Source organism: Candidatus Amarolinea dominans (assembly GCF_016704685.1).
Classification (GTDB): domain Bacteria; phylum Chloroflexota; class Anaerolineae; order SSC4; family Amarolineaceae; genus Amarolinea; species Amarolinea dominans.
On record NZ_JADIZS010000013.1, the window covers coordinates 107,373 to 124,446 of the forward strand.

Consider the following 17,074-nt stretch of genomic DNA (forward strand, 5'->3'; position numbering starts at 1 on the left):
GGGCGACTTATCCGGCCTTCCACCATTCGGGGCGCCTAAACCCAGAATCATCGCGACTCGTTCTACGTTCAGCGTTTCGTACTTTGCACTTTGCACTTTGCGCTACTCTCCCTCCTCCTCGAACTCGTCCGGCTGTTTCAGCGCGTCCAGCCGCTGCTGCACGTCGGTCAGCAGGGCAAGGACTTGTGACGCGTTCCAGGCGTGCCCCTGTGCATCGCTCCACCCCTCGCGCCCCGGATTCTTTGCTATGAACGCCTGCGTGCGCGTTTGCCAGGCGCTGATGGTCTGCGCAAGGTCGCCCGGCTCGGCCAGGATGCGCGCGAGCAGTCGTTGTTCCAATTCCCAGGCTGCGTGCAGTTTGTTCTGCAGGCCGCTCACACCGCTGCCCTTGAGCACCGCAGATGTCCCGGTCAAACTCTGCAATGTCTTGAGGCGAGCCTGTAGAAATTCACGATCTGTCATCTCTCCCCTCCCATCCCCTCCAACACCCGCGCCAGCAGCGCCTGCCAGTCCGGCGCGTTCAGCGGCAGCCAGATGGCGTCCCTGATCACGCGCGCGGGCGCGCCCAGCTTTTGCTGCAGCGCCCGGCCGTCTGCATTTTCCAGCCACGGCGTCTTGATGATCAGGCGCTGCTCTTCCACCGCGATGCTGCTGACGCCCGCCTGCGTTGCCAGCGCCTTGACCCGCACCTGGTAGAGCAGATTGTCAACGGCTGGCGGCGGCGCGCCGAAGCGGTCGCTCAGCTCCTGGCGGAAGTCGCTGATGGCGTTGAGATCGCCCAGACTGGCAAGGCGGCGGTAGAGCCGCAGCCGCAGCCCGGCATCGGCGATGTAATCCTCAGGCAGGCGCGCCTCCAGCGGCAGCTCAAGTGTGACGGCCGGCGCCAGGGCAGCGATCAGGGCATGTCGCCGCCCCTGCCCATCGGCCCCCGCTTCCATCTGGCGCTGCGTGCGGGCATCGTCCACCGCCTGCGCCAGCAGCCGCGTGTAGAGATCGAAGCCGACGGCCGTCATGTGACCATGCTGGCGCGCACCCAGGATTTCGCCGGCGCCGCGAATCTCCAGATCATGCATGGCGATGCGGAAGCCGGCGCCCAGTTCGCTGGCCTCCAGAATGGCCTCGATGCGTCGCCGCGCAGTCAGCGACAGCGTTGCGCCGCGGTCATAGAGCAGATAGGCATACGCGCGCACCGCGCTGCGCCCGACCCGCCCGCGCAACTGATAGAGCTGCGCCAGGCCAAAATGATCGGCCCGGTTGATGATGATCGTGTTGACGTTGGGAATGTCAAGGCCGCTCTCGATGATGGTGGTGCAGACCAGCACATCACACTCGCCGTTGGCAAAGTCGAGCATCACCTGCTCCAACTGGCGCTCTGGCATCTGCCCATGACCGATGCCGATGCGGGCTTCGGGTACGATGGTGTGTACCCGCTGCGCCAACTGCTCGATGCCCAGCACGCGGTTATGCACGAAATAGACCTGTCCGCCGCGGTCCATCTCGCGCAGGATGGCCTGGCGGATGAGCTGTTCATCGTACTCGGCCAGGGTCGTCTTGATCGGCAGGCGCTCCTCCGGCGGGGTGTCAATCGTGCTCAGGTCGCGCACGCCGGTCAGGCTCATGTGCAGCGTGCGTGGAATCGGCGTCGCCGTCAGCGTCAGCACATCCACCTCGGTGCGCATTTGTTTCAGGCGCTCCTTATGCGTCACGCCAAAGCGCTGCTCTTCATCAATGATGAGCAATCCCATGTCCTTGAAGATCACATCCTGGCTCAGCAGGCGGTGTGTGCCGACCACCAGGTCAACGCTGCCTTTGAGTAACCCTTCGATGACCTCGTCCTGCCGGCTGCCGGTGAGGAAGCGGCTCAGCATCGCCACGTTGACCGGGTACGAGCGCAGGCGCTGGCTGAAGTTGGTGAAGTGCTGCTGCGCCAGGACGGTCGTCGGCACCAACACCGCCACCTGCTTGCCATCCATGATGGCCTTGAACGCGGCGCGCAGCGCGACTTCGGTCTTGCCGTAGCCCACATCGCCGCAGATGAGGCGATCCATGGGGCGGCTGCGCTCCATGTCATGCTTGACGTCCTCGATCGCGGCCAGTTGATCTTCGGTCTCCACGTACGGGAAGGAGCCTTCGAGTTCATCCTGCCACACGCCGTCCGGGGCAAAGGCATGGCCGGCCACCAGCTCACGCGCCGCGTACAGGTCGAGCAGTTCGTCGGCAATGTCGGCTACGGCGCGGCGCGTGCGCTGCTTGACGTGCTCCCAGTCGGCGGTTCCCAGGCGGTGTAAGACCGGCGCCCCGTCCCCGCCGCCCACATAGCGGCTGAGGCGGTCAGCCTGATGCACCGGCACGTAGAGGCGGTCGCCCTGCGCATAGGAGAGATGCAGGTATTCGCGTGGCACGCCGCCCATGTCCAGGTTGACCAGGCCCTGGAACTGCGCGATGCCGTGCTCCATGTGGACGACAAAATCACCGGCGTGCAGATCGGCAAAGAAGGTCTCTGGCGCCACGGGCCGAGCGCGCATGGCCCGTTTGGGCGCCGGCCGCGCCATGCCAAACAGCTCGGCGTCGGTCAGCACGGTGAGTTGGATGCCGCCTTGATCTTCGTTGCGCAGCACAAAACCTTCGCTGAGGCTGCCGGGCACCAGGTAAACGGCCGGCGGGGGGGCGTCTGCCAGGGTTTCGGTCACGATTGGCGCCTGGCCGGCGGCGCGCATCAGGTCATCCAGGCGCGCCGACTGCCGGGTAATCAACACCGTGCGCTGACCGGCCTTGCGCCAGGCTTCGGCCTCTTCCACCACGCGGCGCACCTTGCTGCCGAAATGAGGCGCCGGCAAGAAGGCGTGTGCCAGGTCTGTGCCTTGCGCGACCGGTCGCCCCATCAGGTCGCCGAAGCCGAGCAGCACGGGCTGTCGCGCTTGCAGGCGCAGGCGCAGGTCATCCACCGCGGCGTAGGGGCGCAGGGCGCCATGGGGAAGCTCGCCGGCGTTGGTCAGGTCGCGCGCCAGTTGCTCGGCCTGCGCCTGCAGGTCGGACAGGGTGGCGGTCAGCTCAGCGCCATCATCCACCAGGAGCAGGCTGTGGGTCGGAAGATAGTCAAGCAGGGTGGCCGGCTGGCTGTAGAGGTAGGGGATGTACCATTCGACGCCGCGGAAGCCGACGCCGCTGAGTAATTGACTGCGCTCGCGCTCGAAGTCATGCTGCGCCGGCGCATGGCACGGCGTCAGGTCGAGCGCCTCCAGGCGCAGTTGGGCGGCCGGGCCGTAGCGCGGCAGGGCCTCGCTGGCCGGGCCGAGGAGAACTTCGGACACGCGGCCGCCCTGCTCGGCGGGCAGGGTGCGCTGCGTGCTCGGATCGAAGAAGCGCAGGCTGTCAATCTCGTTGCCGAACAGCTCCAGGCGCAGAGGCCAGGGCAGGTTGGGCGCCCACACGTCCACGATACCCCCGCGGCGGCTGAACGCGCCCGGCTCTTCCACCACGGTCGCCGGTTGATAGCCCCAGCCGAGCCATTTTTCGAGCAGCCCGGCCATCTCGGTCATCTGACCGCTGCGCAGCGGGCGCAGGGCCAGGGCCAGCTCACGCCGGGGTAGGGTCAACAGAGCCAGGGCGCGGGCCGAGGCCACGATCACCGGCGGTTGGCTGGGCGCATCGCCAGCGCGTGGCGTTTGGGTCAGGGCGACAAGCGTACCCAGGCGCTGCTGCCGGGTCTCACGTGACCAGGTGATGCGTTCATAGGGCAGGGCGTCAGGATCGGCGAAGAGATGGACGCGGGCCGGCTCTGGCAGCCAGGCGCGCAGCGTGTCGGCCCACTGGTACGCCTGTTCGCTGCGCGCGGTCAGGATGAGGGTGGGGCGCGCCAGATCGCGGCTTAGCGCGGCCGCCAGAAACGGCCGCGCTGAGTGTACCAGCGCCAGCGGCGGCAGCGCGGCCCCTTCTTCGGCGCGTTGACGCAGCGCAGCATAGGCTGGAATATCCTGGACGAGTGACAGCAGGCCTGCAAGTTGCATGAGCGTTCTCTCTGGCCAATGGCGCCTGGGGCAAGAAGTCCGATTTCTCGCAGGAGGCAGGCTTCTGTGGGCGAAAAGCCCGCTTTCTGATTCAGACTGCGTTATACTTGTTCATGGCGGCGACGATGCCCTCGCGCAGCCAAATTTCGATACCGTCGGCGGCGCGGGGACGGCAAAAGGCCATCTCGAATTCCTGGTCACTGCTGAAATCCTGCAGCACATAGGCGGCCGGGTCCATCTTGCCGGGCGGGCGGTCAATGCCGATGCGCAGGCGCGCAAAAGCCTGGGTGCCCAGGCTATCCGTCAGCGATTTCATGCCGTTGTGGCCCCCGGAGCCGCCTTCGGACCGGAAGCGCAGCCGTCCCAGGGGCAGATCAAGCTCATCGTAGAGCACCAGGATCTGGGGGATGGGGATTTTGTAGAAGCGCGCCAATGGCGCCACGGCCTGACCGGCCAGGTTCATGAAGGTTTGCGGCTTGGCCAACAGCACACGGCGCTCGCCGATCGTGCCGCTGGCCGCGGCCGCGCGAAACTCGGCGCGCTGAAACGCCAAGTGATGCCGCTGTGCCAGCAAATCTACGACCTGGAAACCAACGTTGTGACGATGGCGGGCAAAACGTGGGCCGGGATTGCCCAGACCCACGATCAGGAAGAGGTCTTCGTTCATCAATGTCTCAGAAACCCGGTTTCTCCCAGAAACTGGGTTTCTTCTAAAAACCGGGTTTCTTATGGCCGGTGGGCTAATAGCCAACGGATCAGCCACTTGAGTACGACATACGCAGCCAGGAAGGCGAATGCGGCCAGGGTGAGGCGGACGCCGCGCAAGAATGCTGCACCGAGACTGCTGCCGCTGAGGGTGCTGGGCATCTCACCCAGGTTGAACAGGTCGCCGAGAAGGTTGCCGCCGTCGGTTGCGCCGGCAGCGGATGCGCCGCTGTCAGGGGTGCCGCCCGGTGTCACTGTGCCGCTGGCGACCGTAGCCGTCACCGCCACGGTGACCCGTGGGGTGGGGGTGGCAATTTGCGGCTGCTGTACCGTCACCGGCGTCGGCGTAAAGAGGGCGGTTGGGGTGGCGGTGGGTGCGGCCGGCTCGGGCACAGTGGGCGTGGCGTCTGGCGTTGGCGTATCAATGGGGCGTGTGTTGACCACGAGCAGGCCGTTGATCTCCTTTTCGTCATAGTTGCCATCCAGCCGCACCACGCGCAGGCGCAAGGCGTAGGTGCCATCAGGCACGCCGCGCGTGTCCCAGGTGCCAAGCAGGCCGTTGGCTACCTGGTTGATTTGCTCGAACATGAAGTGCCATTCGTCAGGCACACTCTCGGAGCGGAAGTACAACTGGAAACGCTGAAAGCTCGGATGGGTGGCCGTGCCGTTGATGGAAATAACGCCGCGCAGGGTTGAAAACGGCTGCGGTGAGCTGATGGTGACCTGACCACCCTGCCAGGCCAGCGCCAAATCAGGCGCCAGGAGGGCGCCGATCAACAGGAGTCGGGCAATGGCGTGTGTCCAGGCCAACCGTGACCGGGTTCGAGTCATAAGGGTTCCCCTTCAGCAAATCAACAAATCAGGTGAATTCGGGGTCATCTTGGTTAGTGTAGCACAAGCCTAACCGAGGCGCAAACCGGCAGCGTGATTTAGGAAAGTTCCCAAAGTGGTTGGCAACGGGTCTGGCCTGCGTTGACCTGCGCTCTGCGCAGAAATTTCTTGAGCTGTCACGCCAATGCAAACGAACCGGGCGCCGCCGCGGTTCCAAGCGCCGGGCCAGCTGCCGGTCTGACTGTGGTAGTTGACCAGCCGCAGGGTATCGGCTACAATCGTTCTATTCAGAAGACGTAGCAGAAGACGTGGCCGGGTGCGAGAGCGAAGTTGCCTTTGACGCAGCGCGCAACTTTGGGCAACGTTCGGTGTTCTAGCCGGTGCAAATGGGTTAGGGCTTCCGGGCGTAGCTGGCGCTCTCGACCTTCGGACACGTGCCGAGGAGAGAAGTCACTGGTGGCGCGAACAACCGAAAGCGAATTGAGCCTGATTGAACAAGCGAAGACTAATCCTGAAGCCTTCGGCCAACTGTATGAGATCTACGTTGATCGCATCTACAGTTACATCTACTATCGGACGGGTAGCCAGGCCGACGCCGAAGACTTGACAGCCCGCACCTTTTTTCGTGCGCTGGACAGTATTGGGCGTTACGTCCATCGGGGGCTACCATTCTCGGCCTGGCTTTACCGTATTGCCCATAACCTTGTGGCCAATTGGCATCGTGATCGCGGCCGGCGCAAGTTCGTGTCGCTGGAAGATGTGACCGCCATCGGGCCGCGCGGTAAAAGCCCTGATGTGCATGCCGAAGACAACGAGCGCCGTGGGGAACTGGTGGCCGCTGTCCGCCGCCTGCCCGAAGACCGCCAGCAGCTCATCTTGCTGAAATTTGTGGAACGGCTGCCGAATGCGGAAATTGGCGAGATGATGGGACGCACGGAAGGTGCGATCAAGTCGCTCTACCATCGCACGCTGATCGCGCTGCGCGAAGACCTGGCGACGCGCAGCTTTCACTGGTGAGGGCAGAGCGCTCGGCGCCAGGCCTGCCGGATCGTTTCGGCCTCCCCAGAAAACTGGATGTTTGATCTATGCTGCAATTGGTGACTGATTCAACCTGCGACTTACCGCCCGCCCTGCTGGCACAGCTTTCCATGCATGTGGCGCCGATCACCATTCGTTTCGGCGCGGACGCCTATCTGGAAGGTGAGACGATTGACGAAGTGACCTTCTATGAAAAGATCCACACGTTGGGTATGATTCCCAAAACATCGCAGCCCGCGCCCGGCCTGCTGGCCGACATTTACCGTGCGGCGGGCAAGGGCGGAGACCCGGTCCTGTCGCTGCATATTACCAGCAAACTGAGCGGCACCGTCAATTCGGCTGAACTAGCCAAAGCGATGGTGCAAGACGAGGTGCAGGTTGAGGTTTTCGATAGCATGGCAGGTTCGGCGGGACTTGGGTTCATGGTCTGGGAGGCCTGGCAGATGAGTCAGGCTGGCGCCGGCCTGACAGAAATCCTGGCCCGCATGCGCGTGATCCGCCAGGGCATGCTGATTTTCCTGACGCTTCAAGATCTGCGGTTCGCGCAAATGAGCGGGCGCGTCAGCGCCTTGCAGTTTGCCCTGGCATCTCTGCTGGATGTCAAGCCGATCATTGGCCTGCATGAAGGCTCGCTTGACGTGCAGGGGCGCGTGCGCACGCGCAAGCGCGCTTTGCAGCATCTGCTCGACCTGGTTGTGGAGAAGGTGGGCAAGGCGCCGATCAACCTGGCGGTGATCCATGCCCGCGCACCAGATGAAGCCGCCAGCCTGATGCAGCGGGCCGAGCAAATCCTGACTCTGAAACAGGCTTTTATTGCGCCCTTGTGTACATCCATTGCCGCCAACCTGGGGCCTGGTACGCTTGGCATCGTGGCCTATCCGATCTAGGCTTCTACCAGTTCATTTTCTTGCCACGAATGGCACGAAAGCAAAGGGCTTAATTCGTGGCAGAGTTACGTGGCACAGTTACAAGGAGGGGGATCATGATGATTGAAGACACCACCGTCGCCAACCTGCTGTCGTCACATGCTGATCGTCTGCTGATCGGTGATGACCATGCGCAGGACTACCTCGCCTTGTTTGCAGAGGTGCGCTATGACATTGCGCCGCTGCTGCGCCTGGCGCGTGATCTGGCGGCCTGGCTGCGGCCGGTCAAGCCGCGCGCGGCCTTCCGTCAGGACCTACACCGGTCATTGGTCGCCAGCGGGTACCGCCAGCTCTCCCATTCGCTGGCGTTGGAGCCACTGGATCACGACACGCGTCGCGATTGGATGTTGAGCGCGGCGGCGATTGGCTCCGCCGTGTCGGTTGTCGGTGTTCTGGCTTATCTCTGGCGCAGCCGCAGCGGCAATGGGGCGCCGCCTTTGCCGATACAATAGAAACCAGAAACCGGGTTTCTCGCAGAAACCCGGTTTCTTTTTTATTCCCTGCTCCCTACTTCGCCCACGCACGTGCCAGCTCAACCAGCGTACGCATCGGATTGGCCGACGCGCCGCGTGGCTGATAAGGCTTGTGATCTTCTTGCCAGGCTGTGCCGGCGATGTCCATGTGTGCCCAGGGCGTATTCTCCGGCACAAACTCCTGCAGGAACAACGCAGCCGTAATGGCGCCCGCGTAACGCGTCCCGGTGCTGCCTTTCATGTCGGCTACATCGCTGTTGATACGCTCACGATAGGGTTTCCAGATCGGCATGCGCCACACCGGTTCGCCGGCCGCATCCGCCGCCTTCTGAATCCGCGTGAACAGCGGATCGTCGTTGGCGAAGACGCCGCTCATGTCCGACGAAAGCGCCATGACGATCGAACCGGTCAGGGTGGCGCAGTCAATCACGGCCGCGGGCTGATAACGGGCGCTGTAACAAAGCCCATCCGCCAGCACCATGCGGCCCTCGGCATCGGTGCTCATGTACTCAACCGACTTACCGTTCATGGCCTTGACCACATCGCCGGGCTTGATGGCGTCCGGCCCGGGCATATTCTCGGCCGCGCACACCAGGCCCACCACGCGCACCGGCAGCTTGAGCTGAGCGATGCTGCGCAGCGCGCCGATGACGGCCGCGCCGCCCGCCATGTCGCACTTCATCTCCCACATACCGTCGTTGGGCTTCAGCGAAATGCCGCCCGTGTCGAACGTGATCGCCTTTCCGATCAGCACCAGGGTATCGGCGCCCGCAGCGGCCGGGAAGTATTCAAGCACCATGAACTGCGCCTCTTGCGCGCTGCCACGGCTGACGCTCAGGAAGGACTCCATGCCCATCTCGCGCATGGCTTCTTCGCCGTACACGGTCAGGCTAATACCCATATCCTGCGTCAGGGCCTGGGCCTGGCCGGCCAACACCTTCGGCGTGACATAATTCCCGGATTCGTTGACCAGGTCGCGTACCAGGTTGGCGCTCGTCGCCAGGATCTGGCCGACCTGTGCGCCGGACTCCAGGGCCGACACCATCTCGGCCGCCGGCGCCAACAGGATCAATTCATCGGCATCCACGGTGGGGCGCTGGGTATTTTCCTCACGCTTGTGGGTGATGAAACGATAGAGGCCGAGCAGCGTGCCCTCGACGATGGTCTGCGCCGCGCTGGCCGGCGCGACACCGGCGGCGGTCAGGCCATGCACCACCGTGGCCAGGCGGCGCAGCTTCAGGTCGGCCAGGGTTTGGGCGGCCACGCCGGCTGCCTGGCGGGCGACCGCCAGGGTGAATTCGGCTTGCTTACCCAGCCCTACCAGCAGGATGCGTCGCGTGGCGATGGCGTCGCCGTGGGTGTAGAGCAAGCGTGCCTTGAGCGCTTTGCCTTCGAAGTCGCCGGCGGTGATGACCTGCTCGATCAGGCCGCCCAGGGCCGCGTCGAGCGTGCCGTAGCCCGCTTCTTTGACCGATTGACCTTCGAACAGGCCGATGGCCAGTAAGTCACTGACCACCGCGTCCGGGCTGGAATGTTTGACGATGATATTCATGGTGTTGTGTTGCCGGGGGACGCTCCTCCGTGGGCCGCAGGATCGTCTCCTCGTTTTCTCTCCTCATTTGGTTTGCTTTTCTTGCATTGGGTCTCTACCGCGTGCGTTGTTCATTATACTCATACTGTCAGCAGGCGAAAATTCGCAGGTGCGCGGCCATTCGTTGTCGCCGAGATTCCTCATCGCCGGCGCGGCCGTCGCGTGCAAACAGGGTGTCCGGGAACCACGGGTGATTGACGCGGCACCCTTCGGCGTGCTACAATTGGGCGCGAGAGGACTCTGACGATGCGTTCTATGACTCACTTCACCCACTACTGGCAACGGATGCGCCCACTGCTTTTATCCGCGCTGCTGATCGCCAGCCTGGCGCTGCTGCTGCGTTGGCTGCCGCCGCTGGTAGGGAGCTCGCAGGTGACGCAGTCGGCGCGCAACGCTCTGCCGGAACATGTGCGGCCAACCCCACTGCCGCCAGTGACGCCCGGTACGCTGCGTTTCGCTGTCATTGGCGATTACGGCGGCGGCGGTCAGGCCGAGGCGGCCGTGGCTGCGCTGGTGACCAGTTGGAACCCCGATCTTGTCATCACGTTGGGCGACAACAACTACCCGGCCGGCGAGGCGACGACGATTGACCCCCACATCGGCCAATTCTACCACGATTTCATCTTCCCCTACACCGGCAGCTACGGAGCGGGCGCCACGGAAAACCGATTCTTTCCGGCGACAGGCAACCATGATTGGATGACAGGCGCTCTGCAGCCCTACCTGGACTATTTTACCTTGCCTGGCAATGAGCGCTACTACGATTTTGGTCGCGGAGCCGTACACTTCTTTGCCGTGGACAGCGATTCACAAGAGCCGGATGGGATCACGGACAGCTCGACGCAGGCCCTCTGGCTGCAAAATGCCCTGGCCGCGGCGCCAGAACCGTGGAAACTGATCTATTTTCATCATGCGCCCTATTCATCCGCCGCGCACGGCTCCAACACCACGTTGCAATGGCCTTACGCGGCCTGGGGCGCAACGGCAGTCTTGGCCGGCCATGACCACACCTATGAACGCATCCTGGTGGACGGATTTCTCTATTTCGTCAACGGTTTGGGCGGCTACACCATCTACGCGTTTGGCGTCCCCGTTGCCGGCAGTGAAGTGCGCTTCAATGGCGATTTTGGCGCCATGCTGGTGGAGGCCAGCGATGCGCATCTGACCTTTCAATTCATCACTCAGGCTGGCGTGGTGATTGACACCTTCAGCCTGATCGCGCCCGCTACGCCTACCCCGACCGCGACCGACACGCCAACGGCGACCGACACCCCGACCGCGACCGACACCCCGACCGCGACCGACACCCCGACCGCGACCGACACCCCGACCGCGACCGACATGCCGACGGCGACCGACACCCCGACCGCGACCGACATGCCAACGGCGACCGACACCCCGACCGCGACCGACACGCCAACGGCGACCGACACCCCGACCGCGACCGACACGACCGACACGCCGACGGCGACCGACATGCCGACGGCGACCGACACGCCGACCGCGACCGACATGCCGACGGCGACCGACACGCCGACGGCGACCGACACGCCGACTCCCCTGCCCTGCTGTGATTTCAACGGCGATGGAGAGCAGGACGTGGCCGACATCCAGATTGTGGCCGCGGCCTGGATGTCGCCCGATGCGCGCTACGACTTCAACGGCAATGGCGTGGTGGACATCTACGACATCGGGGTGGTAGTGGCAGCCTGGAAGATGCCATTGACGACTCCAATTGTGAGCCAGGCAGACAAAGCGAACCATAGGAGATATTCTGTATGAAAATTGCGATGGTGGGAGTGGGCGCGGTTGGCGCCAGTGCGGCCTATGCCCTGATGATCAGCGGGCTGGCGGCCGAAATTGTGCTGATTGATGTCAATGAGCGCAAGGCCGAGGGCGAGGCGATGGACCTCATGCACGGCGCACCGTTCGTGCGCCCGGTGACGATCCGCTCGGGCGCCTATGCGGACTGCGTCGGCGCGCGGATCGTGGTGATTACGGCCGGCAGCGCGCAGCGGCCGGGCGAGACCCGCCTTGACCTGGTGAAGCGCAACGCGGATATCTTTGGGCAGATGATCCCACAGATTGTGGCCGCGGCGCCCGATGCCATTCTGCTCATCGTCTCCAATCCGGTAGACATCCTGACCTACGTCAGCCTCAAGCTGTCAGGCTTGCCCGCCAGCCGGGTGATAGGCTCCGGGACTGTCCTGGACACGGCCCGGCTGCGTGCCCTGGTGGGACAGCGCCTGAGCGTTGACCCGCGCAGCGTGCATGGCTACGTTATTGGCGAACATGGCGATAGCGAGGTGGTGGTTTGGAGTCGGGCGACGGTGGCCGGGCTGCCGGTGGAGGATTTCTGTCATCAACGCGGCATCGAATACAGCCCCGCGCTGCGTGCTGACATCAGCACGCAGGTGCGTCGCGCAGCCTATGAGATCATTGCACGCAAGGGCGCCACCTACTACGCCATTGGCCTGGGGATTCGGCACATCGTCGAAGCGATTCTGCGCGACGAGAATACGATTCTGACGGTTTCCACCCTGATGACCGGGCAGTTTGGCATGCAGGATGTGTGCCTCAGCCTGCCAAGCATCGTAGATCTGAGCGGCGTCGAAGGTGTGCTGCTGCCTGATCTCAGCCCCGACGAGCTGATTGCCTTGCAACGTTCGGCCACCGTGTTGCGAGAGGTTGCCGCGTCGGTTGGCCTCTGACGGCACAGGGCTGCATCGGCTGCACGGCTTACAGAGATTGACAAGTGCCTATCGTCATGTTACAATAACGGTAGTGACAAAAGGCACGATGTAACTAAAATACCAATCAGGTGTCATGGTCGTCACCTCACACGCCGTGTGGGGTGATGTTTTGTATAGCCTCTGGCGCGTAGCGTTCAACAATTGAATTTGGGAGGTTGCGTGTCGTTAGACTACATCCCGCTGTTAGTGCTTTTTCTTATCGCTATCCTGTTTTCGGCAATCGCCATCATCGTTCCGTCGGTGCTTGGCCCCCAACGCCCCACAAAAACCAAGCTCGCACCCATCGAGTCGGGCATGATCCCGTTTCATGATGCGCGGCGCCGTTTTCCCGTGCATTATTACGTGGTCGCTGTGCTCTTCATCCTCTTTGATATCGAGGTCATCTTTCTCTACCCCTGGGCAGTGCTGCTCGGTCAACTCGGCCTGTTTGGCCTGATCGAGATGGGGGTCTTTGTCCTTCTCCTCCTGGTTGGCTACGTCTACGTGTGGCGCAAGGGCGCCCTGGACTGGAATTAGGCACATGGGTCTTGAGAATCAACTACCGGACGATTCTGTCATCACCACGACGCTTGAAAAAGCGGTCAATTGGAGTCGCAGCAACTCGGTGTGGCCCCTGCTCTTTGGCTTGGCTTGCTGTGCCCTCGAAATGATCGCCAGCGGCATCTCCCGGCATGACATTGCCCGCTTTGGCTCCGAACTCTTCCGCGCCTCGCCGCGCCAGGCTGACCTGATGATCGTCTCTGGCCGCGTGTCCAACAAGATGGCCCCGGTCATCAAGCACCTGTATGACCAGATGGCCGAACCGAAATGGGTCATCGCCATGGGCATCTGCGCCTCGGCCGGCGGCCCTTTCAACAACTACGCCATCATTCAGGGCGTGGATAAAATTATTCCGGTGGATGTCTATGTCCCCGGCTGCCCCCCTCGCCCCGAAGCCCTCCTCTACGCGCTGACCAAGCTGCAAGAGAAGATCGGTCGTGAGAAGTTGGGACGTTTCCCCAACGCCACTGCAACCCAGCCAGAAATAACCGCCGCCTGATCACCTGATCACCGCGGTGACAGCGACGCGTCAATGAGTCAAGTGAGACTGGATTCAATCATTTATGGACTCTGCTGCAAGCATAACCGTTCGTGTGGAAGAAGTGGAAGAAGCCTTACGTGCCCGTTTTGGGGACGCGATCCTGGATGCTGCCGAGGCCTTTCGCGGCGATCCGTCCGTCACCGTGCGGCCGGACAAGGTGTTCGCGGTGGCGCACGCGCTGCGCGACGAGCACGGCTTCGACCTGATGTCAGACGCCACGGCCATTGACGGCCTGAAGTTGGGCCACAGCCCGCGCTTCACCGCCATCTGGAATCTGTACGACACCACGCACAATCGCAAGCTCCGTCTGCGCACTCCTGCCCCCGGCGGCGATGCGCCCAAGGTGCCCAGCCTGACTCCGCTGTGGGCCGGCGCCGGATGGATGGAACGCGAGGCCTTCGATCTGCTCGGCGTGCGCTACGAGGGACACCCTGATCTGCGCCGCATCCTGCTGCCTGACAACTGGCAGGGCCATCCCTTGCGCAAGGACGCGCCGCTGGGCGGCGAACCGGTGCCTTTTACCGTGACCTGGGGCGAGCCAGAATTTGCCAGCCTGGGTCGCCAGATTCTGCCGGCCGAATCGCTGGCGCCGACCATGCCCGCGGGCATGGACAGCAGCAAGCACATGGTGGTCAACATGGGGCCGCAGCATCCGAGCACGCACGGCGTCCTGCGCCTCATCGTTGAGTTGGACGGTGAAAATGTGGTGCGCGTGGCGCCTGACGTCGGCTATCTGCACTCCGGCTTCGAGAAGTCTGGCGAAAGCAAGCGTTACAAGGATTTTGTCTTTTACACCGACCGCATGGACTACGCGTCGGCCATGCAAAACAACCTGGCCTACTGCGTGGCTGTGGAGCGCATGCTCGACATCGAGATTCCAGCGCGGGCGCAGGTCATCCGTGTCATCATGGCCGAGCTGCAGCGTATCGCCTCGCACCTGCTGTGGCTGGCGACGCATGTGCTCGACCTTTCCGGCACCATCATGTCGCTGCTGATGTACGCGTTTCGCGAGCGCGAGATGATCCTCGATCTGTTCGAGATGGTATGCGGCGCCCGCTTGACCACCTCGTACATCCGCATTGGCGGCGTCTGGCAGGACCTGCCGCCGGCCTTCATGCCGCGGCTGCAGGACTTCCTGGCCCTGATGCCTGCCCATTTGGATGATTACGAGGGCATGTTGACCGACAGCGTGCTGTGGAAAGCCCGCACGCAGGGGATTGGCGTGCTGACCCGCGACCAGGCGCTGGCGCTCAGTTGCACCGGCCCCATGCTGCGCGGCAGCGGCGTCAAGTACGACATTCGCAAGGCGCGGCCGTACTCCGGCTATGAAAACTACGACTTCGAGGTGCCCACCTCTGAATTGGGCGACACCTACGGGCGCTACCTGGTGCGTATGCAGGAGATGCGGCAGAGTTTGCGCATCGTGCAGCAAGCCGCAGCCAATCTGCCCGCTGGCCCTGTGAAGACGGCCGATCGTAAGGTGGCGTTGCCGCCGCGTGCGGAGCTGGACCGCAGCATGGAATCGCTCATTCATCACTTCAAGCTGATGACAGAGGGTTTCCATGTGCCGCCGATGGAGATCTACTCGACCATCGAGGCCTCCAAGGGCGAGCACGGCTATTTCATCATCTCGGATGGCAGCGCAAAACCTTACCGCCTGCACGTGCGCGGCCCGTCGTTTGTTCACCTGCAATCGCTCGACACGATGGCCCGCGGCCATTTACTTTCGGACCTGGTGGCGTCCATCGGCTCGCTCGACATCGTGTTGGGCGATGTGGATCGCTAGGATTAATGAAAACATGCTTTCTGACTTAGCACAAACTGAAATCAAAGAACTGATGGCGCGCTACCCTCAGGGTCTTTCGGCCCTGCTGCCGGCGCTCTATGTGGCTCAGCGTGAAGCGGGTTGGCTGCCGGCGGCCGCGCTGCAGGATGTCGCTCAACTCTTTGGCCTGATGCCGGCCGAAGTGGAAGAGGTGGCGTCCTTCTACTCCATGTTCAATCTACACCCGGTGGGCGAGTATCACCTGGAGGTATGCACCAACGTGCCTTGCCAACTGCGCGGGGCCACAGGCTGCGCCAATCAGCTCAAGCAGGCGCTGGGGGTTGATTACGGAGAGACGACGCCCGACGGCAAGTTCACGCTCGATCATATGGAATGCCTCGGCGCGTGCGGCACCGCGCCGATGTTCATGGCGACGGAGCGGGCGACCGGCAAGATTCGCTATTTCGAGGAACTCGACGCGGCCGAAAAAGTCGAGCAGGCGCTTGGCCTGATTGGTTCCGGCCAGGGCTTCGAGACCTGTGAACGTTACCCGGCCGGGCCGTACAGACACGGCGGCATGGAACCGCGCTATCTGCTGGCGAATGTGGACAAGCCAGACTCGCACACGATTGAGGTCTACATCCGTGACGGCGGCTATGAGACCGCGCGCCTGGCGCTGACCACCAAGACGCCCAAAGAGGTGCTCGAAGAAGTCAAGGCGGCCAACGTGCGCGGCCGCGGCGGCGCCGGCTTTCCTGCGGGCGTCAAGTGGGGTTTCCTGCCGGCCGGCGTCTATCCGCGCTACCTGGTGGTCAACGCCGATGAGTCGGAGCCGGGCACCTTCAAAGACCGCATGATTATGGAGTATGACCCGCATCAGTTGATCGAGGGCATCATCCTGGCGGCCTATGCGGTTGAATGCAAGCAGGCCTTCATCTATATCCGCGGCGAGTACTACTTTGCGACCACGCGCCTGCTGCAGGCCATTGCCGAGGCCGGAGCCAGGGGCTTCCTGGGCAAGGGCCAGTTCGGAACCGCCAACGAATTGGACATCATCGTCCATCGCGGCGCGGGCGCGTATGAGTGCGGCGAAGAGACCGCGCTGCTCAGCTCGCTGGAGGGGGGGCGCGGCCACCCGCGGCTCAAGCCGCCCTTCCCGGCCGTCGAAGGGCTGTATCGCAAGCCGACGGTGGTCAACAACGTCGAAACGATCTGCAATGTGCCCCACGTCATCAGGCACGGCGCGGCCTGGTACAAACAGTTCGGCACCGAGAAGAGTTCCGGCTTCCGCATCTTTTGCCTGAGCGGCTGGGTCAAGCGTCCCGGTCTGTATGAACTGCCGCACGCCACCACGCTGCGCGAGTTGATCTACACCTACGGCGGCGGCACGCCGGACGATCGGCCGGTGAAGGCGGTGGTGCCGGGCGGCCTTTCGATGAAACTGCTGACCGAAACGCAGCTCGACACACCGCTGGACTACGAAAGCATCCAGGGCGCAGGCTCGATGCTTGGTTCGGCCGGCGTGATCGTCATCGGCGAAGGACAATCCCTGGTGGAAGTTGCCCGGCGCACGCTGTCGTTCTACCGTGAGGAATCGTGCGGCAAGTGTACGCCGTGCCGTGAGGGCACCTCCTGGCTGGAAAAGATCTTGATCCGCATCGAGGCCGGCGAGGGCAATCTCAGCGATCTCGACCTGGCCCGCTCGATCACGAACTTCGTGGCCGGCGGCCGCGCCTTCTGTCCGTTCGGCGATGCCGCGGTTTGGGGGCTGCAGAGTCACCTGGACAAGTTCCGGCCGGAGTTCGAGCAGTACATCAGAGAGAAGAATCCTGGTCTGGACCGCCCCGAGATGCCGCTGCGGCCCACCTATCGGCCGTCCACGAACGCAGCAGAGCTGGATTGAA

Annotated in this window: 14 protein-coding genes; 9 read left to right on the forward strand and 5 right to left on the reverse strand. The window is 63.1% G+C overall.

What is annotated here, in order from left to right:
• Positions 1-102: 102 nt before the first annotated feature.
• The 4 genes from IPF85_RS09770 to IPF85_RS09785 form a co-directional block, all read right to left on the reverse strand.
• The gene (locus IPF85_RS09770; protein ID WP_343407895.1) at positions 103-462 is read right to left on the reverse strand and encodes a hypothetical protein; all 360 of its coding nucleotides are present in this window, start codon (positions 460-462) and stop codon (positions 103-105) included.
• Complete coding sequence (gene mfd / locus IPF85_RS09775) at positions 459-4,007, reverse strand: transcription-repair coupling factor (RefSeq protein ID WP_343407896.1); 3,549 nt, start codon at positions 4,005-4,007, stop codon at positions 459-461. Before mfd ends, IPF85_RS09770 begins: the two co-directional genes overlap by 4 nt.
• Before the next feature lie 91 nt (positions 4,008-4,098).
• The gene (gene pth / locus IPF85_RS09780; RefSeq protein ID WP_343407897.1) at positions 4,099-4,674 is read right to left on the reverse strand and encodes an aminoacyl-tRNA hydrolase; all 576 of its coding nucleotides are present in this window, start codon (positions 4,672-4,674) and stop codon (positions 4,099-4,101) included.
• Positions 4,675-4,733: 59 nt separating this feature from the next.
• A complete protein-coding gene (locus IPF85_RS09785) occupies positions 4,734-5,543 on the reverse strand; it encodes a hypothetical protein (RefSeq protein WP_343407898.1) in 810 nt (269 codons plus the stop codon).
• 456 nt (positions 5,544-5,999) lie between these two features.
• On the opposite strand from IPF85_RS09785, the gene IPF85_RS09790 reads away from it, so the two are divergent.
• The 3 genes from IPF85_RS09790 to IPF85_RS09800 all read left to right on the forward strand — a co-directional run bounded on the left by IPF85_RS09790 (position 6,000) and on the right by IPF85_RS09800 (position 7,959).
• A complete protein-coding gene (locus IPF85_RS09790) occupies positions 6,000-6,560 on the forward strand; it encodes a sigma-70 family RNA polymerase sigma factor (protein ID WP_343407899.1) in 561 nt (186 codons plus the stop codon).
• Between the two features lie 68 nt (positions 6,561-6,628).
• Complete coding sequence (locus tag IPF85_RS09795) at positions 6,629-7,468, forward strand: DegV family protein (protein ID WP_343407900.1); 840 nt, start codon at positions 6,629-6,631, stop codon at positions 7,466-7,468.
• Positions 7,469-7,563: 95 nt separating this feature from the next.
• The gene (locus IPF85_RS09800; RefSeq protein ID WP_343407901.1) at positions 7,564-7,959 is read left to right on the forward strand and encodes a hypothetical protein; all 396 of its coding nucleotides are present in this window, start codon (positions 7,564-7,566) and stop codon (positions 7,957-7,959) included.
• Between the two features lie 55 nt (positions 7,960-8,014).
• Here the strand turns inward: IPF85_RS09800 and IPF85_RS09805 are convergent, their stop codons facing one another.
• Positions 8,015-9,532 carry a leucyl aminopeptidase gene (locus tag IPF85_RS09805; RefSeq protein ID WP_343407902.1) on the reverse strand — a complete coding sequence of 506 codons (1,518 nt, stop codon included), beginning with the start codon at positions 9,530-9,532 and terminating at the stop codon, positions 8,015-8,017.
• Positions 9,533-9,826: 294 nt separating this feature from the next.
• On the opposite strand from IPF85_RS09805, the gene IPF85_RS09810 reads away from it, so the two are divergent.
• The 6 genes from IPF85_RS09810 to nuoF all read left to right on the forward strand — a co-directional run bounded on the left by IPF85_RS09810 (position 9,827) and on the right by nuoF (position 17,073).
• On the forward strand, positions 9,827-11,353 hold the full coding sequence (locus tag IPF85_RS09810) for a metallophosphoesterase (protein WP_343407903.1): 1,527 nt from the start codon (positions 9,827-9,829) through the stop codon (positions 11,351-11,353).
• On the forward strand, positions 11,350-12,282 hold the full coding sequence (locus tag IPF85_RS09815) for an L-lactate dehydrogenase (protein ID WP_343407904.1): 933 nt from the start codon (positions 11,350-11,352) through the stop codon (positions 12,280-12,282). Before IPF85_RS09810 ends, IPF85_RS09815 begins: the two co-directional genes overlap by 4 nt.
• A gap of 201 nt (positions 12,283-12,483) precedes the next feature.
• Positions 12,484-12,840 (forward strand): NADH-quinone oxidoreductase subunit A, encoded by a 357-nt coding sequence (gene ndhC / locus IPF85_RS09820; RefSeq protein WP_343407905.1) that lies wholly within the window; start codon positions 12,484-12,486, stop codon positions 12,838-12,840.
• A gap of 4 nt (positions 12,841-12,844) precedes the next feature.
• Positions 12,845-13,363 carry an NADH-quinone oxidoreductase subunit B family protein gene (locus IPF85_RS09825; RefSeq protein WP_343407906.1) on the forward strand — a complete coding sequence of 173 codons (519 nt, stop codon included), beginning with the start codon at positions 12,845-12,847 and terminating at the stop codon, positions 13,361-13,363.
• A 64-nt stretch (positions 13,364-13,427) separates the two neighbouring features.
• Complete coding sequence (gene nuoD, locus IPF85_RS09830; RefSeq protein WP_343407907.1) at positions 13,428-15,191, forward strand: NADH dehydrogenase (quinone) subunit D; 1,764 nt, start codon at positions 13,428-13,430, stop codon at positions 15,189-15,191.
• A 13-nt stretch (positions 15,192-15,204) separates the two neighbouring features.
• Entirely contained in the window at positions 15,205-17,073 is a 1,869-nt protein-coding gene (nuoF, locus tag IPF85_RS09835; RefSeq protein ID WP_343407908.1) for an NADH-quinone oxidoreductase subunit NuoF, read from the forward strand.
• Position 17,074 lies beyond the last annotated feature (1 nt).

Excerpts from the sequence above, each read along its gene's own strand:
- IPF85_RS09770 (WP_343407895.1), bottom strand. The coding sequence starts at position 462 with ATGACAGATCGTGAATTTCTACAGGCTCGCCTCAAGACATTGCAGAGT.
- mfd (WP_343407896.1), bottom strand. The coding sequence starts at position 4,007 with ATGCAACTTGCAGGCCTGCTGTCACTCGTCCAGGATATTCCAGCCTAT.
- pth (WP_343407897.1), bottom strand. The coding sequence starts at position 4,674 with ATGAACGAAGACCTCTTCCTGATCGTGGGTCTGGGCAATCCCGGCCCA.
- IPF85_RS09785 (WP_343407898.1), bottom strand. The coding sequence starts at position 5,543 with ATGACTCGAACCCGGTCACGGTTGGCCTGGACACACGCCATTGCCCGA.
- IPF85_RS09795 (WP_343407900.1), top strand. The coding sequence starts at position 6,629 with ATGCTGCAATTGGTGACTGATTCAACCTGCGACTTACCGCCCGCCCTG.
- IPF85_RS09800 (WP_343407901.1), top strand. The coding sequence starts at position 7,564 with ATGATGATTGAAGACACCACCGTCGCCAACCTGCTGTCGTCACATGCT.
- IPF85_RS09805 (WP_343407902.1), bottom strand. The coding sequence starts at position 9,532 with ATGAATATCATCGTCAAACATTCCAGCCCGGACGCGGTGGTCAGTGAC.
- IPF85_RS09810 (WP_343407903.1), top strand. The coding sequence starts at position 9,827 with ATGACTCACTTCACCCACTACTGGCAACGGATGCGCCCACTGCTTTTA.
- IPF85_RS09815 (WP_343407904.1), top strand. The coding sequence starts at position 11,350 with ATGAAAATTGCGATGGTGGGAGTGGGCGCGGTTGGCGCCAGTGCGGCC.
- IPF85_RS09825 (WP_343407906.1), top strand. The coding sequence starts at position 12,845 with ATGGGTCTTGAGAATCAACTACCGGACGATTCTGTCATCACCACGACG.
- nuoD (WP_343407907.1), top strand. The coding sequence starts at position 13,428 with ATGGACTCTGCTGCAAGCATAACCGTTCGTGTGGAAGAAGTGGAAGAA.
- nuoF (WP_343407908.1), top strand. The coding sequence starts at position 15,205 with ATGCTTTCTGACTTAGCACAAACTGAAATCAAAGAACTGATGGCGCGC.